This window comes from Pseudomonas sp. UBA2684 (genome assembly GCA_002354655.1).
In the GTDB taxonomy this organism is placed as follows: Bacteria; Pseudomonadota; Gammaproteobacteria; order Pseudomonadales; family Pseudomonadaceae; genus Aquipseudomonas.
The window spans coordinates 115,528-135,410 of record DELY01000044.1 but is presented as its reverse complement, the minus strand read 5'-3'; the positions used below and the strand labels follow the sequence as shown (position 1 = coordinate 135,410).

The window sequence follows — 19,883 nt, the reverse complement described above, 5'->3', positions numbered from 1 at the left end:
ATAACGAATATGGTTTCTCGACGTGATTTCTTTCTCGGCGCCAGCGCGATTACCGCTGCGGTCGCCACCACGGCGGTCAGCCGGGTTTCGCTTGCCGGTTTGCCGGAAGCGGTTATCCAGACCAAGGCCGACACCATGCCGCCGTTGCAGCCGCAAAATGGCCGGCCCTACAACCCGGTGGTGACATTGAACGGCTGGACCTTGCCGTGGCGCATGAACGCCGGCGTCAAGGAGTTCCACCTGATTGCCGAGCCGGTGGTGCGCGAATTGGCGCCGGGCTACAAGGCTCACCTGTGGGGCTACAACGGCCAGTCGCCGGGGCCGACCATCGAGGTGGTGGAAGGCGACCGGGTGCGCATCTTCGTCACCAACAAACTGCCCGAACACACCAGCATCCACTGGCACGGTCAGCGCCTGCCCAACGGCATGGACGGCGTAGCGGGCCTGACCCAGCCGGCGATTCCGGTGGGCAAGACCTTCGTCTACGAATTCGTCGCGCGCCGTCCTGGCACCTTCATGTACCACCCGCATGCCGACGAAATGGTGCAGATGGCCATGGGCATGATGGGTTTTTGGGTGACCCACCCGAAGGCGCATCACCCGTTGATCAGCGAGGTGGACCGCGACTTCTGTTTTCTCCTCAACGCCTACGACATCGAGCCGGGCGCCGCCACGCCGAAGATCATGACCATGCTCGATTTCAACCTGTGGACCTTCAACAGCCGCATTTTCCCTGGTATCGACCCGCTGGTGGTGCGCAAGGACGACCGCGTGCGGATTCGCGTTGGCAACCTGACCATGACCAATCACCCGATCCACCTGCACGGCCACGAATTCGAGGTGACCGGCAGCGATGGCGGGCCGTGGCCTTTGGCCGCGCGCTGGCCGGAAGTGACCACCGACGTGGCGGTCGGACAGATGCGTCAGGTCGAATTTCTCGCCGACGAGGAGGGCGACTGGGCCTTCCACTGCCACAAGAGCCACCACACCATGAACGCCATGGGCCATGACGTGCCGACCCTGGTCGGCGTCGATCACAGCGACATGACCCGCAAGATCGCCAAGTTGATTCCCGACTACATGGTGATGGGCGAGCGCGGCATGGCCGATATGGCGGAAATGCAGATGCCGTTGCCAGACAACACCGCGCCGATGATGAGCGGCGACGGCCCGTTCGGCTCCGTGGAAATGGGCGGCATGTTCACCGTGCTCAAGGTCCGTAAGGATCAGCCCGCAGGCGATTACCGCGACCCCGGCTGGTTCAAGCATCCGGCGGGCACGGTGGCGTACGAGTGGGCAGGGGAGATGGCCAAACCGGCACGCTCCAGCGAGGCCGGCGGGCAGTCGATGCCGCTTAAACAGCCGAACAGCGAGGCGGTTGAAGTGCAGGTGCGTAAACCCAGCGGCCATGCCGGCCATTGATTCAAGTAGGAGCGGCCTTGGCCGCGATGGCTGCAGTTTTAAAGCATCGCGGGCAAGCCCTGTGCAACGTCTATTCAATTCGAGGAATTACCCATGAAGCTACCGTCAAACCTTAGCGTCCTGATTCTAGGCATTTTCAGCGCCTTTGCCGCCAGCCCGGTGCTGGCCCATGGCGAGCAACCTAGCGCGCCCCACAGCGCGGCGGTGATCAAGGAGCAGAAGCCCTGGGGCATCGCCGGTGACCGTGAGCAGGTCAGTCGTACCATCGAGATCAGCATGAGCGACGCCATGCGTTTCAGTCCCGATCGTTTGCAGGTGACGCTCGGCGAAACCATCCGCTTCGTTCACCGCAACGATGGCCAGATCCTTCATGAGTTCGTGCTCGGGAGCAAACCCGAGCTGGATAAGCATGCCGAGCTGATGGCCAAGTTCCCCGGCATGGAGCATGACGAGCCGTATATGGCGCATGTTGCTCCGGGTCAGCGCGGGGAAATCATCTGGACCTTCAACCGTGTGGGCGAATTCGAATTCGCCTGTTTGATCGCCGGCCATTACCAGGCCGGCATGCTCGGCCAGATCAGCGTGGTGGCCGAGTAACGCCTGTTGCTAGCGCGGGCCCAGAGGCCCGCCAGCATTACCGAAACCGCGCCGCGCGCGGTGCCATGACACCGAGGATAGACAGCATGAAAAAACTACTGATTACCGCCCTCCTGGGCAGCACCCTGGCTTTTCCGGCATTCGCCACCCAGCACGACGCGCCGGCGAGCGGCACTGAGGTCAGCGCCGCGCTGAGTCAGGGCGAAGTGCGCAAGATCGACCTGGCCACGCAAAAGATCACCCTGCGCCACGGGCCGATCCAGAGCATCGGCATGCCGCCGATGAGCATGGTCTTCACCGTGCGCGACGCCGCGCTGCTGGAAGGGCTGAAGGTCGGCGACAAGGTGCGCTTTCAGGCGGCAAAGCAAGGCAGCCAGTTTGTGGTGACCGAGCTGCAAGCCGCGCCGTAAGGGGTTACGCCAGGGCTGCCGGCAGCCCTGGCTTCAGCGCAAGGTCTCGCTGTCGCAAGGCTGAAAGGCGGGGGTGGAGACCAAGTGCGGTTGCGGCATGCTGATATGCGCGCCCTGCGAATAGTCGATGCCCAGCGCCAGGACTTTCTCCTGCACCGTGGCGCTGTGCACGAACTCGGCGACGGTGTGCATCTGCAAGCTGCGGGCGAACTGCACAATGCCCAGGGTCACGCTGTAGGCGTTCGGGTCGTTATCGAGCTGTTTGATCAGGCTGCCGTCGATCTTGATCAGGTCGATGTTCAGGCGCAGCAGGTGTTCGAAATTCGAGTAGCCGGTGCCGAAATCGTCGATGGCAAAGCGGCAACCCAGGGCTTTGACCTCATCGATAAAGCGGCGCACCTCGCGGTAGTTTTCGATGCCTTCGGATTCGAGAATCTCAAAAATCAGGCGTTTGCCGATACCGCTTTGCAGCAGCTTGAGCTTGATGAACTGGGTCAGTTCCGGGTCGATCAGGTCTTCATAGGATAGATTGATGGAGAACTCATAAGGCTGGTCGTGAAACACCCGGCAGCATTTGTCGACCATGATCCGAGTGATCTGTCGGTGCAGGCGGATTTTCTTCGCCACCCCGAGAAACAGCCCCGGATTTACCGCCTGACCATCCTCGTCGAGCATGCGCACCAGGCATTCGTATTTGCCGATCTTCCCGCTGCGGTTGTCCATGATCGGCTGGAAGTAGGGAATGATGCGGTCATCCTGCAACGCCTGCTTGAGTCGATTGGCCCACAGCAGGTTGTGCTCGTAAGCCTCGCGGACTTTGAGCGCCGGGTCGTAGACCAGATGGTTTTTCTGCTGCAATCGCGCCAGTTTCAGGGCGATGCTGGCGGATGAAAGCACAGCGTCATGCTGGTGCGGGTGATGACTGCCTGAGGCCGCGGCGGCGCCGAGGGTCGCGTTGAGGTTGATTTCCTGCTCATGCCAGAGCAATAGCCGCGCCTGGATAAACGCCGAGATGGCTTGCAGGCGGATCTCCAGTTGCCTGGCGTCGAGACGGGCGTCGATCCGCACGGCGAATTCGTCGGCGGTCATCTTGTACAGCTGGGTTTTTTCGTTGCTGGGTTCGCTGTCGAGCAAGTGGGCCAGTTGCTGGGCCAGGGTGATGAGCACGTAGTCGCCACAGTCATGGCCAAAGAAGCCGTTAATTTCTTTGAATGAGTCGATATTGATCAATATCAGGCTGCTGCGCGGGCGCCGCTGCAGATCTTGTAGTAGCTTCACCCGATTCGGCAGCTGGGTCAGCGGGTCGGTGTAGGAGGCTTCCAACTGCCGCATGATCCCCGCGACGAAATAGAGGATCAGCCCGGAGAGCAGGAGCAAGATCACGCCGGTGATGGCGACGATTCGGTAGTTACTCTGGCGCATGGGTTCCAGCACCGAGTCGATTTCATGCTGCGGCACGCCAATGCCAAACAGCATGCCGGCCTGGGTCTTGGCATAGAACAGCGCGTAGTCGAGCCCGTCGACACCCAGCGTGCGGCTCTGCATGGGCGAGCGTAATGGCCGTTCGAGCATGCGCGCGGTTTTCGGGGCGATGGCCTGGTTTTGCATCAACTGCAAATCGAGAATCGCATCCATGATCGACTGGGCCGCCAGGGTGTCGTCGCGCTGGCTCAGGCTAGAGAGGTTGCGGTTATTGCTGTCGAGCAGGAAGGCGAAGGTGTTGGGCGTGACCTTGACCCGGCCGATCAGTTTGATCACTTCGTCGGTGCGCCAATCCGTGGTGGCCAAGCCGATAATCCGCCCGCTGTCGCTGTGCATCGGGCTGGCCAGGGTGATCACCGCGGCTTCCGACAGCGGGTTGTAATACGCGGCGGTCCAGTAGTATTGCTGCGGCCGCGTCTGGTTGCGGTTCCAGTCCGGCGGCAGTGCGTTGCGGTACCAGTCTTGCTGGCTGTAATCCTTGCTCTGGTTGTGGCGAATCAGCGCGATGCGGTTGTTCGCTCCCCAGTAAGCGTAGCGCCCGTAGGCCATGCCGGATGCGCCGAACACCTGCGGCTCGAACCAGATGCCGCCGCCGAATGCCTCGGGAAAATCGCGCACCTGGGTGCTCAAGGCTTTTTCCAGCTCATGGCCGGTGTCGATGCCGTTTTGCAGGCGGTAGAACAACTCGCCGAGACGGCCCAGGTCCTCGGTATTTTGTTCCATCAGTTGGTGGTGGGCGTCGATGCGTTCGAGGTTGGCGCCGAAGGTTTCTTCGATCTGCGTCTTGCGCAACGCCGACATGGCCTGCTGCGAATAGCCGAGGTTGAGAGAAGACATGATCCACATGCCGCTGATGAACAGCGCCACGAGCAGCAAGAGCACAATCATGATCGACTTTTTCAGCGACTTCATCGGCTTGCCGGGCGCCCGTTGCAGGAGGTGAGTCGGTATATATTCAGCGTAGAGCGAATCCGTCTGTTTAGCGTTGGCTTTCCAGGGTTTTGCGCACGTTTTGCTGCGCTTGGGCGATTTGCGCCTCGTCGATCTCGGGGCGCAAACGTTCCAGCAATGGCGCGGCCTGTGCTTCGCCACTTTGCTCAGCCAGGCTCAGCCAGACATAGGCTTCGGCATTGTTCTGCGGCACCCCTTGGCCGCGGGCATACATCTGGCCGAGCTGGTACTGCGCCTCGGCAGCGCCTTGCCGGGCGGCCTTGAGGAACCATTGCCTGGCGCTGGTAACGTCCGCTGTGCCGCCGTCGCCGGCCAGGTACATGTGCCCGAGCCGGGTCTGCGCTTCGCGATGGCCCTGGTTGGCGGCCTGACTCAAGCGGCTTCTGGCCTTGCGCGGATTGGCGGCGGTGCCCTGGCCTTGCGCATACATTCTGCCGCTCTGGTATTGCGCGCTGGCCAAGCCTTGTGTGGCAGCCTGCTCGTACCACTTCAGCGCTTCGGCGTGGTTTTGCTCGACGCCATGTCCGCGGTAGTACAACAGGCCCAGCTGATAGCGGCCTTCGGCGGTGTTCTTCGCCGCCAGGCGAGCCCATTTCAGGGCTTCGGGGTATTGCTTGAGGGCGTTGGCGATCACCGCCATTTTGTACTGGGCCTTGGCGTCGCCGGCTTCGGCGGGGGCGCGGCAGGCGTCTTGGGCTTGGCGGTAGTTCTTGATGGTGAACAGCAGGTAACAGTTATTCACCTGCTGGCGCTCGAGCTGCGTGCTGGCTGTCGGGCTGGCTGTCGGCGCCGGGAGGTGCGCGCGTGGCTGGGGCGTTGCCGTGGTGCTGACCAGTACGGCCGCGCTGCTGGGCGTGGGTCGCTCGATCTGTTCGGCAAAACGTTGCACCTGTGCCGGGCAGGAATAGTCATAACCACGGCTGAAGCGACTCAGGTTGGCTGCGGTTTTCGCCTGTGCGGCATATTCCCCGGCGATGTTTTCGCAGCGGCGCTCGCGTTCCTCGAGCACTCGGCGCAAATGGCGCGCCCGGCTCTCGTCGTTATTGTGCTGTTCGAGGTAGTGACTCAGCGGATCGATCCGCGGCTGCTCGAAGAGCGCGGCGATCTCGCGGTCATATATCTGGTTGTTCTCGCTGGCGCCCCAGTTGCTCAGTGCTTGCGCTTGCTGCGCAATCATCGCGCTGGTCTTGTTCAGGAAGTTGGCGGACGTATCCAGAATCTGCTGTTTTTCCGGCAGGCTCTCGCAACCGCCCAGGAGCGCCAGGCTTAGCGCAACGGCTATCGGCTTACGCACGGTTCATTCCCCGTTATCGGATTACTGCGCTCACATGACCCACAGCTGCCATGAGCGGCGCCGCAGGGCGCTTCTCAGGCGGGCTATTGGTGCATCGCTAGATTGCTACAGTGCGTGGCCGGAAGGTGGCCAGTGGCTTTCACTGTAGATCAAAAAACATAACGGGGTGGGCGCGCGGGCGGGGGCGCACCAACTCTGTTGCGGGTATTAATTCGCCGCGAAACGCTGGTTCAAGTAGGCACCGATGGCTTTGGAGTCGTACAGCCAGGTGCTCTGGCCGTTTTCTTCGATGCGCAGGCACGGTACTTGGATTTTGCCGCCTTGTTCCAGCAGGGCTTGCCGGTCCTGCGCGTTGTGTTTGGCATCGCGCAGGGCGACCGGCACATTCAGTTTGTGCAGGGTGCGGCGGGTTTTCACGCAGAACGGACAGGCGTGGAACTGATACAGCGCCAGGCTTGCGGCGGCTTGCTCGACGCTCGCTTGGGCGGCGGCCGTGCGCTGCAGTTTGCGCGGGCGGCTGATGAAGTCGAGAAACACGATTAACTGGCCGAGACCGATTCTGAGAGCCTTGATAAGCATCGCGAGGATAACCTTGGGTGAAAAATACGGGTGCGCAGCTTACCCGAGTTTGCCTGCGCTGGCCTGGGCGACGGTCGAACGGTGCATCCTGGCGCGCTTTAGGCATAATCCGCAGCTCTGTTTTAATCGCTGCCCGCCTGGCGCATGGGGCGGCATAGGTGAGCGCTGAATGAAACCTGAAGACCTGCAACTGCTGGTGACCCGAGAAATGCCCTTTGGCAAATACAAGGGCCGTTTACTCGCCGACCTACCGGGGCGCTACCTCAACTGGTTTGCGCGCGAGGGGTTTCCCAGTGGCGAAATTGGCCGCTTGCTGGCCTTGATGCAGGAGATCGATCACAACGGCCTGTCGCCTTTGCTCGATCCGTTGCGGCACAAGCCGCGCTTACCGCCCGAGTAAAGGGCGCTGATGCAAAAAAACCGGCGCAAGGCCGGTTTTGGGGGCAGAGCGTCGTGATCAGTTATTGATCAGGCTGAGGAACTCGCTACGGGTGGCGGCATTCTCGCGAAATTCGCCGAGCATCACCGAGGTCACCATCGAGGAGTTCTGCTTCTCTACGCCGCGCATCATCATGCACATGTGCTGGGCTTCGATCACCACCGCGACGCCAAGGGCACCGGTAACCTGCTGCACGGCTTCGGCGATCTGCCGGCTGAGGTTTTCCTGGATTTGCAGGCGCCGCGCATACATGTCGACGATCCGTGCGACTTTCGACAGGCCTAGCACTTTGCCGCTGGGAATGTAGGCGACATGGGCCTTGCCAATAAACGGCAGCAGGTGATGCTCGCACAGCGAGTACAACTCGATGTTCTTGACCAGCACCATTTCGCTGTTGTCGGAGCTGAACAATGCACCGTTGGTGACTTCTTCCAGGGTCTGCTGGTAACCGCGGCAGAGGTACTGCATGGCTTTGGCAGCCCGCTTGGGGGTGTCGAGCAGGCCTTCGCGAGCGACGTCCTCGCCGAGTTGGCCGAGAATCGCGGTGTAATTCTGTTCCAGGGACATGGGGCTTCCTGTGGGGACTCGGTATGCACAGACGCGCAGGGTAGGGCGCCGCTAGCGCGCTGGCAAGGGCGCGACGCGCGTGGGTTACTCGTCGCGGCCGTCCATCATGGTGCGTTTGAGCATCACATAGGCCGCGCCGGTGCCGCCGTGCTTGGCCAGGCAGGAGGTGAAGCCGAGCACCTGCGGGTGCTGGCGCAACCAGGTGTTGACGTGGCTTTTGATCATCGGCTTGCGGCCATCCATGCGCACGGCCTTGCCATGGGTAATGCGCACGCAGCGCACTTCGAGCTTGGCCGCTTCGGCGAGGAACTCCCACAGCGTATCGCGGGCTTTCTCGACGCTCATGCCATGCAGGTCAAGACTGCCATCGAAGGCAATCTGGCCCAGCTTGAGTTTGCGCATCTGGCCTTCTTGCACGCCGTTGGCGGCCCAGTACAGTGGGTCTTCGGCGCCTACGTCGATGACGAACTGATCGGACAGGCCATCGACCTTGAGCGAATCGGCGCGAATGCTGGCCGCCTGGCGCAGGGTCGCCAGTTGTTTGCGGTCGGGTTTGGCTTTGCCGGTGTCGGCGCGGTCATGCTTGATCGGCTTGACGCCGCGCAACTCGGCTTTGAACAGGGCGCTTTCGTTATCTTTTCCGGCATCGTCTTGCATATGGGCCTCCGCGAAGGCCGCTAGTGTAACCAAGGCGGCTGCTTTGGTGAGGCTTGATCAGTCGCGTTTTTTCATCAGGTGTGGCGAGAGGCTGAGGTCGCTGGGGCGGCGCAACCGACGCCGACACATGCGCCATGCGCCGATACCGCTCCAGAGCAGCAATAGGCCGACGACCAGCAGCACGGCCGCTGCGCCAGGTGAATCGTTGAGTGTGCCGAGCGCGGGCGGACGACCAAGCAAGGTGGCGGCGCCAGCCATGGCCAGGAGCACGCCGAAGGTGGCGAACAGCGCGGCCAGTGCAGCGGCAAAACGCAAACGCCAGTTGCCTTGGCCGCGGGGACGCAGGCGGCGAGCATCGAAACCATCGGATAACTTCATTCCGATTTCCTCTGTGGGTATCGGCGGTATGACCGGCAGGCGGCGCTGGGGTTCAACTCAGCGCCATGCACGGCTGCGTGATGTGATGCAGCCGAGTATTTGCGTCTGCCCGCTGGGCTCAGATCAACGCGCTGGCCTGCGGCACCACCGCGGCGAAGTTATCGGCCAAGGCGATCATTTCCGCGCGGTGCATCTCGGCGGCGCTGAGCACCTTGCCATCTGGCGTCGGCAGGTCGCGGGTGGCGCAGGCGGCGTCGACCACGGTGCAGCGGTAACCATAGTCTTTGGTGGCCCGCACTGTGGTGCTGATGCTGGAGTGGGTCATGAAACCACAGACAATCAGATCGAGGTGGCCGAGCGCCTGCAGGCGCTCGTGCAGGTCGGTGCCGCTGAACGCATTGGGCATGCGTTTCTCAACGACGATCTCGCCGGGCAGCGGGGCTGCTTCGGGGAGATGATGGCCGCGTGGGCCACGCGGATCGAGCAGGCCGTCGGGGATGCCCAGGTGTTTGACATGCACGATCGGCCGGCCCTGCGCGCGCGCCGCTGCCAGCAGTTTGGCGATCTCCGCGAGTGCGGCATCCAGGCCGGGCAGTTGCAGCACGCCGCTGCGGTATTCTTCCTGCGCATCGATGATCAGCAGGGTGGCATTGTTCAGGCTGGCCGGCGCATGGCTACGGCCGGTGAGCTGAAATAGGGTTTGCGGATGGGACATGAACACATTCCTCGCTGGCGCGGACGACAGCAGCCATTGTCCGCCTGTGCGGCGCTGCTGTGAACCTCTTCGATGCACTGCCTTGCAGGCGACCGTCGGCGCGCGCAAAATCGAACCACTCCAAAGGCATTGGAGTCGGAGAGCAAAAGGAGTTGCTTATGAACCTGTTTTCGCAGTTTTCCGCGCATTTTTGGCTGTTATTTTCCTTGGCGGTATCCATCGCGGTGATCCGTGAGTTGAGGCGTACTCGCGACGAGCCACCCATGCGCCTGGGGCGGCGCAAAAAGCGTTGAGCGGCAGCCCCGAATACCTGCGCATGCGCCCGCTGGCATCGGCATAGCCTGTTAAACTGCCGCATCTTTTGCATGGAGATGCCCTGTGACCGACGCTATGCCCGCCCGCCAAACTCGCCTGCGCACCGTGCGCGACTACATTCGTTGGGCGGTCAGCCGCTTCCATGACGAAGCGCTGTTTTTTGGCCATGGCACGGACAACGCCTGGGACGAAGCGCGGCAGCTGGTGCTGGGCGCACTGCACTTGCCCTGGGAAATCGCCGACAGCTACCTCGATTGCCGCCTGGAAGACGATGAGCACGCCCACCTGCAACAGTTGCTCAAACAACGCATCGAAGAGCGTGTGCCAACCGCTTACCTGCTCGGCGAGGCCTGGTTCTGTGGCCTGCCATTTATTGTCGATGAGCGTGTGCTGGTGCCGCGTTCGCCGATTGCCGAGTTGATCGAGCAGCACTTCCAGCCCTGGCTGGCCGTCGAGCCGGTTCGTATTCTCGACCTGTGCAGCGGTTCTGGTTGCATCGGCATTGCCTGTGCGTATGAGTTTCCCGAGGCCGAAGTGGTGCTCGGCGATCTGTCGTTCGAGGCCCTGGAAGTAGCCAATCAGAACATCGAGCGGCATGCTCTGGAAGCCCGCGTCTACACCGTGCAGGGCGATGGCTTTGCCGGACTACCCCAGCAGCGTTTTGACTTGATCGTGTGCAACCCGCCGTATGTCGATGCCGAGGATTTCGCCGACATGCCGGCCGAGTATCAGCATGAGCCGGCCATGGGCCTGGCCTGCGGCGACGACGGTCTGGACCTGGTACGGCGCTTGTTGGCCGAAGCGGCCGATCACCTGAGCGAGAAGGGCACGCTGATCATCGAGGTGGGCAACAGCCAGGTGCACGTCGAGGCGCTTTACCCGGAAGTCGATTTCACCTGGCTGGAGTTCGAGCGCGGCGGTCACGGCGTGTTTCTCCTGGCGGCCCAGCAATGCCGTGAGCATCAGGCGTTGTTCCGTGCCAGGCTCAACGGCTAGCCGCGACCGGAGGGCGAGGCTTTAGTTGCGGCCCGGTTGTTGCGGCTAAAGTCCCTCCCACAAGAGAACGGTGGTTTTTCACTGCTCAGCGCGTGGCGATCCAGATCAGCAGGCCAGCCTGAAACAGGCTGAACGCCACCAGGCAGGCGATGGTGAAGCGCAGGCTGCCGTCTTCGCGTTTGAAGTGTTCGATGCGCTCTTCCAGTTGGCGAATTTTCACCGCCTGCTCGTGCAGGTTGCGGTCCGCCTGTTGCAACATGCTGGCGGCGTCGAGCTGGTCGATCAACTGGACTTTTTCCGTGTGCCAGTCGCTGTGCAGGGCACTGACCCGCGCGGCGCTGTAGCTTGCCTTGAGTTGCAGCGGGTCGAGGTACTCGACGACAAAGCCTTGGGCTTGCAGGCAATGGTCGCGGCGCGCGCGGGCATCTTCGCTGAGGGCGTCCTTGGCGGGTAGGGCGCCACCCTCGACCCGGTAATGACCGCAGTATTGCCGAGCCCAGGCGATGCCCTGGGCCAGCAGGAAGCGTCCCAGCCCACGATTGTCGGGCTCGATGTGCAGGCCTTTTTCCGCACCGAAACGAACCTCTTTGTCGCGGTGATCGATCCACACCTCCAGCAGGTTCTGCTCCTTGCGCACGCGTTGACCGGGCAGTTGCACGCTCAGGCGCAGCAGGCTCTGCTCCTTGCTATGCCGTTCGAGGCGGCCCAGTTGCACAAAACGCAGCGGGCGGGCGCCGGTGTGGCGGTCGGTCGGCAAGGGCGCCAGGCGCAGCAAGCGAAACTGCTCCGGGTCAAGTTCCGCCCAGGGGTGGGCTTTCTCGGCCGGTGCTTGCGTTTCGCCGGTGGCATCGGCTGTGGGTTGCGGGTCATCGGTGTCGGTCATGTACGGCAGTCCTGTGCACGCTGCCAGCACTCACCTCGCGCCAGCCCTGGGTTTATCGGCCGATATGCGCGTTGCTGGAGGCTGGCGTGGTGCCAGCGTGCTGGATAAAGCTGACGATCTGCTCGGTCAGCACCCGCGCCAACGGTAGCCGAGGATTGTCGTAGGATGCCAGTTGCGCCTTTATATCCAGTGGCACGATGCGCAGCACATGGTTCATGCCTTCGACGATCAGCAGTTCGGCGTCTGGTTTGGCGGCATGCAGCGCTTCGGCATCGGCAACCCCAACCTGAATGTCATGGCTACCCTGGACGATCAGCGCCGGTATCGCCAGGCGAGCGAAGGCTTCGCTGGGGTTGTGGCGAAACAGCGAGATCAGGTAAGGCTGCACGCTGGGGCGAAACAGCACCTGTAACTCCTCGTTCACCTCAGACGTTACCTGGCCGGCCAGCAGGCGGTCGAGCAGCACAGTGCTCTGCGCCAACAGCGTGGGCGGCAGGCGGTAATGCAGTTGCTCGCGCAAGACCTGGTCGATGGGCCGCGAGCTGCCGGCCAGCGCGATCAGCGCGTCGGCACTGGCTTCAGGCGCGGCCAGGCTGGCGATCAGTGCCCCTTCGCTGTGGCCGATGAGGATCAGCCGGTCGAAGCCGGGATCGGCCTTGAGCTGGCGGCCCCAGGCCGCTGCGTCCGCCACATACTGCTCGACGCTGAGGTTGCGTTCATCGGGGGTTGCCGCGCGGCTGGCGGCGACCCCGCGTTTGTCGTAGCGCAGGCTGGCGATGCCGTGTTTGGCCAGGGTTTGCGCGAGGCGTTTGAGGCTGTCGTTGTGCCCGCCGGCGGGATTGTTGCCGTCGCGGTCGGTCGGCCCTGAGCCTGCGATCAGCAGGGCGACCGCCACTGGCTGGTCGCTTTGCGGCTGTACCAAGGTGCCATGCAGAGTGCCCTGGTCGGTGGTCAGGCTCACTGGGCGTTGCAGGATGGTGTGCGGGGCGGCCTGGGCCAGGCCGGCAAGCAAGGGCAGAGTCAATAGAAAAGCTCGCAGCATGGAGAGGCACTGTGGCGGTAGGAATCTGTTGGACGCGCGCATCGGCATAAGGTTCGAGGGTGAACTGGGCTGGCGCCGCGGGTATACTCGCGGCCTTTATTGAGTGGCGATTTGGCCGGCGCGACTGTGCGCGGCGCCAGGCGCGATGCTGATTCACGCGGAGTATCCTGCACATGTCCGGCAATACCTACGGCAAGTTGTTCACCGTCACCACCGCAGGCGAAAGCCACGGCCCGGCGCTGGTCGCCATCGTGGACGGCTGCCCGCCGGGGCTGGAACTGTCGCTGGAAGACCTGCAGCGCGATCTCGACCGCCGCAAGCCGGGCACCAGCCGCCACACCACCCAGCGTCAGGAAGACGACGAGGTGGAAATCCTCGCCGGGGTATTCGAGGGCAAGACCACCGGCTGCGCCATCGGTTTGTTGATCCGCAATACCGACCAGAAGTCCAAGGACTACTCGGCGATCAAGGATCTGTTCCGCCCGGCCCACGCCGACTACACCTACCACCACAAGTACGGCATCCGCGACTACCGTGGCGGCGGCCGCAGTTCGGCGCGCGAGACCGCCATGCGCGTGGCGGCTGGCGCCATCGCCAAGAAGTACCTGGCGAGCCAGGGCATCGTCATTCGTGGCTACATGAGCCAGCTCGGCCCCATCGAAATCCCGTTCAAAACGTGGGACAGCGTCGAGCAGAACGCCTTCTTCAGCCCCGACCCGGACAAGGTGGCGGAGCTGGAAGCCTATATGGACCAACTGCGCCGCGACCAGGATTCGGTCGGGGCGAAGATCACCGTGGTCGCCGAGGGGGTGATGCCGGGTCTCGGCGAGCCGATTTTCGACCGCCTGGACGCCGAGCTGGCCCACGCGCTGATGAGCATCAACGCGGTCAAGGGCGTGGAAATCGGCGCCGGCTTCGCCAGCGTCGCCCAGCGCGGCACCGAGCACCGCGACGAGCTGACCCCGGAAGGCTTCCTGTCGAACAACGCCGGCGGCATCCTCGGTGGCATCTCCAGCGGTCAGCCGATCGTCGCGCACCTGGCGCTGAAGCCGACTTCCAGCATCACCACGCCGGGGCGTTCCATCGATGTCGATGGCAACCCGGTGGATGTGATCACCAAGGGCCGTCACGACCCCTGCGTGGGCATCCGCGCCACCCCGATCGCCGAGGCGATGATGGCCATCGTGCTGATGGATCATCTGCTGCGCCACCGCGCGCAGAATGCCGAGGTGCGTGTAGCGACGCCGGTGCTGCCGCAGCTGTGATGGCGCGCGTAGGTCGGGTGGCGCGTAGCGAAGCCCAACGCTGCTCGGCTCGACCACGCAGACGTCGGCCCAACAGCTGTTGGGCGTCGTCACGGGTTCCTCAACCCAACCTGCGCCTGTGCACGCCATGACCCCCGCCTTGCCTTACTGGCGGCTGTCCGGTTTCTACTTTTTCTACTTCTCGCTGCTCGGCGCCACGGCGCCGTTCCTGGCGTTGTATTTCGATCACCTGGGGTTTTCCGCTGCGCGCATCGGTGAGTTGGTGGCGATTCCCATGCTGATGCGCTGCGTGGCGCCAAACCTGTGGGGCTGGCTGGGCGACTACACGGGGCAGCGCCTGGCCATCGTGCGTTTCGGTGCGCTGTGCACGTTGCTGTGTTTCGCCGGCATCTTCGTCAGCCAGAGCTATGCCTGGCTGGCGTTGATCATGGCGCTGCATGCGTTCTTCTGGCATGCGGTACTGCCGCAGTTCGAAGTGATCACCTTCGCGCATTTGCAGGAGCAGGCCGCGCGTTACAGCCAGATCCGCCTGTGGGGCAGCATCGGTTTTATCGTCGCGGTGGTGGGGTTGGGCCAACTGTTCGAGCTGCTCAGCCTGGACGCCTACCCCTGGGCGCTGATTCTGATCATGGGCGGCATTGTGCTGAGCAGTTTCTGGGTGCCCAACGCACAGCCGCAGATGCACCCGAATACTGCGGCGCAGGGCGGCTTTATCCGCCAGCTGCGGCGGCCGGGGATTCTGGCGTTTTACCTCAGCGTCGGCCTGATGCAGCTGAGCAATGGCCCGTACTACACCTTTCTCACCTTGCACCTGGAAGCGCTGGGTTACTCGCGCGGGCTGATCGGCCAGCTCTGGGCCTTGGGCGTGCTGGCGGAAATCGTCCTGTTCATGGTCATGGCCAGGCTGTTGGCGCGCTACTCGCTGCGCAGCGTGCTGCTGGCGAGTTTTCTGATCACCGCCGTGCGCTGGCTATTGCTGGGTAACCTGGCCGATCATCTGGCGGTGTTGTTGTTCGCCCAATTGCTGCACGCGGCGACTTTTGGCAGTTTTCATGCCGCTGCCATTCATTTCGTGCAGCGTAGTTTCGCCGACCGCCAACAAGGTCAGGGCCAAGCGCTGTACGCCACCTTGGCCGGGGTTGGTGGCGCGCTGGGCGCGCTGTACTCCGGCTACAGTTGGAACACCCTCGGCCCGGCCTGGACCTTTGCCCTCGCCAGCCTGGCAGCCCTGGCGGCTGCCGTTATCACCGCCACCCGTTTGCAAGAGGAGAGGCCATGAGCCCGAGCCGCGCACAACTCGCCCAGCAGATCGTCGATGCCGGCCGTTTCCTGTATGGCCGTGGCTGGTCGCCGGCGACCAGCAGCAACTATTCCACCCGCCTGTCGGCCAGCGAGGCCTTGCTCACTGTCTCCGGCAAGCACAAAGGCCAGCTCGGTCTGGACGATGTGTTGGCCACCGACATGCAGGGCCAGAGCCTGGAGGCGGGCAAGAAACCTTCCGCCGAAACCCTGCTGCACACCCAACTGTACAGCTGGAAAGCCGAGATTGGCGCGGTGCTGCACACCCACTCGGTGAACGCCACGGTGCTGTCGCGCCTGACCCGCGAAGACTGCCTGGTGTTCGAGGATTACGAGTTGCAGAAAGCCTTTAGCGGCATCGTCAGCCACGAATCCAGGGTCACGGTGCCGATCTTCGATAACGACCAGGATATTGCCCGCCTGGCCAGCAAGGTGCAGCCTTGGCTGGAGCAGCACCCGGCGTGCGTCGGTTACCTGATCCGTGGCCATGGCCTGTACACCTGGGGCGCACAGATGAGCGATGCCCTGCGCCAGATCGAAGCCTTCGAGTTTCTCTTCGAGTGCGAGCTGAAAATGCGCGCCTTGCAATAACCTGACAATACGAGAACCCAGACCATGAGCAGCCTGAGCGTCTACCACGAGTCACTTGCCGAACAGCCGAACAAGGTCCTGACCCACCTGGAAGACATCGCCAGCACCCTGGCCGAGGTCGGTGTGCGTTTCGAGCGCTGGCAGGCGGTGGCGCCGATTGCCCCCGGCGCCAGCCAGGAGGAGGTGATCGCTGCCTACCGTCCGCAGATCGATCGACTGATCAGCGAGCGCGGCTACGTCACGGTGGATGTGGTCAGCCTGAGCAGCGACCACCCGCAGAAGGCCGAACTGCGCGCCAAGTTCCTCGATGAACACCGGCATGCCGAGGACGAGGTGCGTTTCTTCGTCGCCGGCCGTGGCCTGTTCACCCTGCACATCGACGATTACATCTACGCGGTGCTGTGCGAGAAGGGCGATTTGATCTCGGTGCCGGCCGGCACGCGGCACTGGTTCGACATGGGTGAGCATCCACATTTCGTGGCGATTCGCCTGTTCAACAACCCGGAAGGCTGGGTCGCCCAGTTTACTGGCGAAGACATCGCCAGCCGTTTTCCGCGCCTGGACGACGTTTAAACGCGTGCGTGGGCACATGGCCCGCGCCTACCGCTCGATTTTTGGAGTTTGCATGCCGATCAAAGCCATCCTCACCGACATCGAAGGCACCACCAGCGCGGTGAGTTTCGTCTTCGACGTGCTGTTTCCCTATGCCGCCAAGCATTTGCCGGATTTCGTCCTGCAACATGCCGAGACGCCGCTGGTGGCCGAGCAACTGGACGCGGTGCGGGCGGAGAGTGGCGAGGCGGAGGCCGATACCGTGCGGGTCGTCGAAATTCTGCTGGAATGGATTGCCGCCGACCGCAAGGCCACACCGCTGAAAGCCTTGCAGGGCATGGTCTGGGCCGAAGGCTATCGGGCTGGCCAGTTGAAAGGGCATGTCTACCCGGACGCAGTGGAGGCGTTGACACGCTGGAAGCAGGAAGGCTACGAGCTGTACGTCTATTCCTCCGGCTCGATCCAGGCGCAGCGCCTGATTTTCGGCTGCTCCGAGGCCGGCGACCTGACCCCGTTGTTTTCCGGCTACTTCGACACCACCAGCGGGCCCAAGCGCGAGGCGGGTTCGTACCGCAAGATTACCCAGGCGATTGGCCATCCAGCCGAGGAGATTGTGTTTCTCTCCGATATCGTCGAGGAGTTGGACGCCGCGCAGCAGGCAGGCATGCAGACCATCGGTCTGGCCCGTGACGGCGGCAGCCTGGCTGGGCACGAGACGCTGGCCAGCTTCGCGGTGATTGACCTCAACCGGTTCTAGCAGGCCGTTGAAAAACGTAGGCGAGGCAGGCAAGACAAGGCAAAAACGGCCGAGGAAGCGCAGCGTAGCGGAGTAACAGCCAATGGCTGGCCCGCAGGGTGAGCGCAGCGAGTCAAGCGCAGTTTACGAGCTGTAAATGAGCATTCCGACTGGGCTCGCATCCGAGGCCGTTTTTAACGCAGTATTGCCAACGTAGGTAGTTTTTCAACGGCCTGCTAATAGCCGCCGGGTAACCCGGCTGGGCTCGATGCCCGGCGCTCGGCCGCATCTTTAAATCCCGAACCCTGACAATCAGCGTCTATCCTGGGTGGGCAACCCTTCGCACAGGAGTGTCACCATGGGTTCTACCTTGAACGGTTTGCTTGGCCTGATCATTCTGGCTCTGGATATCTGGGCCATCGTCAACATCGTAAAAAGCAACGCGCAGACCGGGAAGAAAGTGCTCTGGGTGTTGCTGATCGTGTTCTTGCCGGTGATCGGCCTGATCATCTGGGCGCTGCTCGGCCCGCGCGGCAATGTCAGGCTGTAACGCCATGGGCCGGCTGGTCGCAGGTGTCGTCTTCGCCTGGCTGGCTCTGGCCTGTAGCGTTCACGCCAGTGATGTCATCGCCTGGGATGCTTTGCGCGACGGCCGTGCGGTATTGCTGTTGCGCCACGCCACGGCGCCGGGTATTGGCGATCCGGCCAACTTTCAGCTCGGCGACTGCACCACCCAGCGCAACCTCAGCCAGCAGGGCCGCGAGGAGTCGCAGCGTTGGGGCATATTGCTGCGCAGCCAACGGCTCGCACAGCCACGGATTTTCACCAGCCGCTGGTGTCGCGCGCGCGATACCGGGGTGGCGATGGCACTGGGCGCGGTGCAGCCATTGCCGGCGCTGGATTCCTTCTTTGCCACCCGCGCCAAGGCCGAGCAACAGACGAGTGAACTGATCGAACAGGTCAACGGCATGGCCCCGGGCGCGCCGCTGCTGTTGATCTCGCATCAGGTGAATATCACCGCGCTGACCCAGCTTTACCCCGCCTCCGGCGAAGGCCTGATTCTGGCCTTGCCGCTCAGCGTACCGGCCCGGGTATTGGCGCGGATTGCAGCGCCTTAGCAGGCCGTTTTTAACGCCGTATCGGCAACGTAGGTAGTTTTTCAACGGCCTGCTAGAGCGCCAGCGCCACCTGCTCCGGCAGTTGCGCGCCCTCCAGCTTCAGCAGCAGGGCCTTGCGTGGCAAGCCGCCGGCATACCCGGTGAGGCTGCCGTCGCGACCGATCACCCGATGGCAGGGAATGATGATGGCAATCGGATTGGCGCCGTTGGCCGTGCCAACCGCGCGCACCGCCCTGGGCCGGGCGATCTGCTCAGCCAGCGCGCTGTAACAGGTGGTCTGGCCAAAAGGGATGCGTTGCAAGGCATGCCACACCGCCTGCTGAAAGACCGTGCCCTGCGGCGCCAAGCGCAGTTCGAAGCGCTGGCGGCGGCCGGCGAAATACTCGTCCAGTTGCTGGCACACCGCATCCAGCTCGGAGCTTGCGGCGTGCCAGTGTTCACCAATGCGCCAGGGTTTGCTGTCGAGCTGCATATACAGTTGCTGCAAGCCCTGTGCGTCGCCGGCGAGCAGCAGACGGCCGAGAGGGCTGTCGTGGTAGCGGTAGAACATCTGTTCAGCCCTCCGAGTAGTTGTGCCACAGGTGCGCGGCAGCATAAGCGCGCCAGGGACGCCAGGCCTCGGCACGGGCCTTGAGGCGCTTGGCATCGATGCCGTCTGCGCCCCACACCGGGGCTTTCAGCAGGCCCAGGTCGCTGGCGGGAAAGGCGTCGGGCTCACCGAAGGCGCGCAGGGCGATGTATTCGGCCGTCCATGGGCCGATACCGGGTAGGGCGCAGAGGCGCTCGATCAGTGCCGCGCTGCCGTCCGCCATGCTCAGCGCCAAGGCGCCGCTGGCGACCTGGGCCGCGAAGTGTTGCAGGGTCTGCACGCGTTTGCCGGGCATGCCGATACCCTCCAGGTTGGCCTCGGCCAGCGCCGCGGGGCTGGGGAACAGCCGCTCGATGCCGACAATGCCGCTGTCCGTCAGTGGCTCGCCCAGGCGGGTGACCAGGCGCCCGCTGATGGTGACCGCCGCCTTGACCGTGACCTGCTGGCCGACAATGGCGCGCACCGCCTGTTCGAACGGGTCGAACGCCGTGGGCAGGCGCAGGCCTGGGTTGCGTGCGACCAGCGGGCCGAGCTGCGCATCGTCGGCGAAGTGCACGGCGATGCGCCGGGGCTCGGCATCCAGGTCGAACATCTTGCGCACGCGTGCCACCAGTTCGGGCAGGCAGGCGTTGGCCGAGGCGCTATGGCGCAACTCCAGGTGGTTCTGCCCGCTTGCCGGGTGCACGCTGAACCAGCCGCTGAGCGCGCCAAGCCGGAAGCTGCGGCAATAGCCGTCGTGGTGCAGTTGTTCTACGCCGGCCAGGGCGCGCAGGGCGAAGTGCCCGTGGAATTGTTGCCAGTTCCACGGGGTTTGGTACGCGAGCAAAACAGCGGGGGGCAGGGCGCTAGTCATGCGGCGACGATAACCGCGCAGTGCGTGCTTGTCAGCGCAAAACTGACTTTCAAACTGCGTGCAGCTGGGCTGCAAGGTTCGACCTGTCATGCACGGCGACGTAGAATGCGCGCCTTTCTTCATGGGCGGGCGGCATGGCCGGTTTCCGTCCGT

24 protein-coding genes are annotated in these 19,883 nt (G+C 63.2%); 13 read left to right on the top strand and 11 right to left on the bottom strand.

The genetic code is table 11. The annotated features are described in order from the left end of the window. Positions 1 to 9 precede the first annotated feature (9 nt). The 3 genes from B3M58_RS15190 to B3M58_RS15180 all read left to right on the top strand — a co-directional run bounded on the left by B3M58_RS15190 (position 10) and on the right by B3M58_RS15180 (position 2,429). Positions 10 to 1,422, top strand: coding sequence for a multicopper oxidase family protein (locus tag B3M58_RS15190; RefSeq protein WP_296220318.1), 1,413 nt, complete (start codon positions 10 to 12; stop codon positions 1,420 to 1,422). A 93-nt stretch (positions 1,423 to 1,515) separates the two neighbouring features. Beyond that, positions 1,516 to 2,019 (top strand): cupredoxin domain-containing protein, encoded by a 504-nt coding sequence (locus B3M58_RS15185; RefSeq protein WP_296220315.1) that lies wholly within the window; start codon positions 1,516 to 1,518, stop codon positions 2,017 to 2,019. 86 nt (positions 2,020 to 2,105) lie between these two features. Further along, positions 2,106 to 2,429, top strand: a complete 324-nt coding sequence (locus B3M58_RS15180) for a copper-binding protein (protein WP_296220314.1) — start codon at positions 2,106 to 2,108, stop codon at positions 2,427 to 2,429. A gap of 33 nt (positions 2,430 to 2,462) precedes the next feature. Here B3M58_RS15180 and B3M58_RS15175 read toward each other — a convergent pair whose 3' ends face one another. The 3 genes from B3M58_RS15175 to B3M58_RS15165 all read right to left on the bottom strand — a co-directional run bounded on the left by B3M58_RS15175 (position 2,463) and on the right by B3M58_RS15165 (position 6,735). Further along, the gene (locus B3M58_RS15175; RefSeq protein WP_296220313.1) at positions 2,463 to 4,823 is read right to left on the bottom strand and encodes a bifunctional diguanylate cyclase/phosphodiesterase; all 2,361 of its coding nucleotides are present in this window, start codon (positions 4,821 to 4,823) and stop codon (positions 2,463 to 2,465) included. Positions 4,824 to 4,890: 67 nt separating this feature from the next. After that, positions 4,891 to 6,156, bottom strand: coding sequence for a tetratricopeptide repeat protein (locus B3M58_RS15170; protein WP_296220311.1), 1,266 nt, complete (start codon positions 6,154 to 6,156; stop codon positions 4,891 to 4,893). A 207-nt stretch (positions 6,157 to 6,363) separates the two neighbouring features. Beyond that, on the bottom strand, positions 6,364 to 6,735 hold the full coding sequence (locus tag B3M58_RS15165) for a glutaredoxin family protein (protein ID WP_296220309.1): 372 nt from the start codon (positions 6,733 to 6,735) through the stop codon (positions 6,364 to 6,366). A 169-nt stretch (positions 6,736 to 6,904) separates the two neighbouring features. Between B3M58_RS15165 and B3M58_RS15160 the strand changes: the two genes are divergently transcribed. Then, on the top strand, positions 6,905 to 7,135 hold the full coding sequence (locus tag B3M58_RS15160) for a DUF3820 family protein (protein WP_296220307.1): 231 nt from the start codon (positions 6,905 to 6,907) through the stop codon (positions 7,133 to 7,135). Positions 7,136 to 7,192: 57 nt separating this feature from the next. Here the strand turns inward: B3M58_RS15160 and folE are convergent, their stop codons facing one another. The 4 genes from folE to B3M58_RS15140 all read right to left on the bottom strand — a co-directional run bounded on the left by folE (position 7,193) and on the right by B3M58_RS15140 (position 9,491). After that, positions 7,193 to 7,741: a GTP cyclohydrolase I FolE gene (gene folE, locus B3M58_RS15155; RefSeq protein WP_296220305.1), complete on the bottom strand. Its 549-nt coding sequence runs from the start codon at positions 7,739 to 7,741 to the stop codon at positions 7,193 to 7,195. A gap of 84 nt (positions 7,742 to 7,825) precedes the next feature. Next, the gene (locus tag B3M58_RS15150; RefSeq protein ID WP_296220303.1) at positions 7,826 to 8,398 is read right to left on the bottom strand and encodes a Smr/MutS family protein; all 573 of its coding nucleotides are present in this window, start codon (positions 8,396 to 8,398) and stop codon (positions 7,826 to 7,828) included. Positions 8,399 to 8,455: 57 nt separating this feature from the next. Further along, entirely contained in the window at positions 8,456 to 8,776 is a 321-nt protein-coding gene (locus B3M58_RS15145; RefSeq protein ID WP_296220301.1) for a hypothetical protein, read from the bottom strand. A gap of 118 nt (positions 8,777 to 8,894) precedes the next feature. Beyond that, a complete protein-coding gene (locus tag B3M58_RS15140; RefSeq protein WP_296220300.1) occupies positions 8,895 to 9,491 on the bottom strand; it encodes a cysteine hydrolase family protein in 597 nt (198 codons plus the stop codon). 158 nt (positions 9,492 to 9,649) lie between these two features. On the opposite strand from B3M58_RS15140, the gene B3M58_RS15135 reads away from it, so the two are divergent. Both B3M58_RS15135 and prmB read left to right on the top strand, forming a co-directional pair. After that, entirely contained in the window at positions 9,650 to 9,784 is a 135-nt protein-coding gene (locus B3M58_RS15135) for a hypothetical protein (RefSeq protein WP_296220299.1), read from the top strand. Between the two features lie 97 nt (positions 9,785 to 9,881). Continuing rightward, positions 9,882 to 10,802: a 50S ribosomal protein L3 N(5)-glutamine methyltransferase gene (prmB, locus tag B3M58_RS15130; protein ID WP_296220595.1), complete on the top strand. Its 921-nt coding sequence runs from the start codon at positions 9,882 to 9,884 to the stop codon at positions 10,800 to 10,802. Between the two features lie 85 nt (positions 10,803 to 10,887). On the opposite strand, the gene B3M58_RS15125 is transcribed toward prmB, so the two are convergent. Together B3M58_RS15125 and B3M58_RS15120 are read right to left on the bottom strand one after the other, a co-directional pair. Next, positions 10,888 to 11,685: a hypothetical protein gene (locus B3M58_RS15125; RefSeq protein WP_296220298.1), complete on the bottom strand. Its 798-nt coding sequence runs from the start codon at positions 11,683 to 11,685 to the stop codon at positions 10,888 to 10,890. A gap of 52 nt (positions 11,686 to 11,737) precedes the next feature. Then, a complete protein-coding gene (locus B3M58_RS15120; protein WP_296220297.1) occupies positions 11,738 to 12,727 on the bottom strand; it encodes an alpha/beta hydrolase in 990 nt (329 codons plus the stop codon). Positions 12,728 to 12,900: 173 nt separating this feature from the next. Here B3M58_RS15120 and aroC point away from each other — a divergent pair, with 173 nt between their 5' ends. The 7 genes from aroC (at position 12,901) to B3M58_RS15085 (ending at position 18,288) form a co-directional block, all read left to right on the top strand. Beyond that, the gene (gene aroC / locus B3M58_RS15115) at positions 12,901 to 13,992 is read left to right on the top strand and encodes a chorismate synthase (protein WP_296220295.1); all 1,092 of its coding nucleotides are present in this window, start codon (positions 12,901 to 12,903) and stop codon (positions 13,990 to 13,992) included. A gap of 127 nt (positions 13,993 to 14,119) precedes the next feature. Further along, positions 14,120 to 15,271, top strand: a complete 1,152-nt coding sequence (locus tag B3M58_RS15110) for an MFS transporter (protein WP_296220294.1) — start codon at positions 14,120 to 14,122, stop codon at positions 15,269 to 15,271. After that, entirely contained in the window at positions 15,268 to 15,882 is a 615-nt protein-coding gene (locus B3M58_RS15105; RefSeq protein ID WP_296220292.1) for a methylthioribulose 1-phosphate dehydratase, read from the top strand. Before B3M58_RS15110 ends, B3M58_RS15105 begins: the two co-directional genes overlap by 4 nt. 24 nt (positions 15,883 to 15,906) lie before the next feature. Next, positions 15,907 to 16,455: a 1,2-dihydroxy-3-keto-5-methylthiopentene dioxygenase gene (locus B3M58_RS15100; RefSeq protein WP_296220290.1), complete on the top strand. Its 549-nt coding sequence runs from the start codon at positions 15,907 to 15,909 to the stop codon at positions 16,453 to 16,455. Positions 16,456 to 16,507: 52 nt separating this feature from the next. Then, positions 16,508 to 17,191 carry an acireductone synthase gene (gene mtnC, locus B3M58_RS15095; RefSeq protein WP_296220288.1) on the top strand — a complete coding sequence of 228 codons (684 nt, stop codon included), beginning with the start codon at positions 16,508 to 16,510 and terminating at the stop codon, positions 17,189 to 17,191. A 337-nt stretch (positions 17,192 to 17,528) separates the two neighbouring features. Then, positions 17,529 to 17,720 carry a PLD nuclease N-terminal domain-containing protein gene (locus B3M58_RS15090; protein WP_296220285.1) on the top strand — a complete coding sequence of 64 codons (192 nt, stop codon included), beginning with the start codon at positions 17,529 to 17,531 and terminating at the stop codon, positions 17,718 to 17,720. A 4-nt stretch (positions 17,721 to 17,724) separates the two neighbouring features. After that, on the top strand, positions 17,725 to 18,288 hold the full coding sequence (locus B3M58_RS15085; protein WP_296220284.1) for a histidine phosphatase family protein: 564 nt from the start codon (positions 17,725 to 17,727) through the stop codon (positions 18,286 to 18,288). A 52-nt stretch (positions 18,289 to 18,340) separates the two neighbouring features. On the opposite strand, the gene B3M58_RS15080 is transcribed toward B3M58_RS15085, so the two are convergent. Next, positions 18,341 to 18,838, bottom strand: coding sequence for a methylated-DNA--[protein]-cysteine S-methyltransferase (locus tag B3M58_RS15080; RefSeq protein ID WP_296220283.1), 498 nt, complete (start codon positions 18,836 to 18,838; stop codon positions 18,341 to 18,343). A 4-nt stretch (positions 18,839 to 18,842) separates the two neighbouring features. Continuing rightward, positions 18,843 to 19,730 carry a DNA-3-methyladenine glycosylase family protein gene (locus B3M58_RS15075; RefSeq protein WP_296220282.1) on the bottom strand — a complete coding sequence of 296 codons (888 nt, stop codon included), beginning with the start codon at positions 19,728 to 19,730 and terminating at the stop codon, positions 18,843 to 18,845. Positions 19,731 to 19,883: the final 153 nt, after the last annotated feature.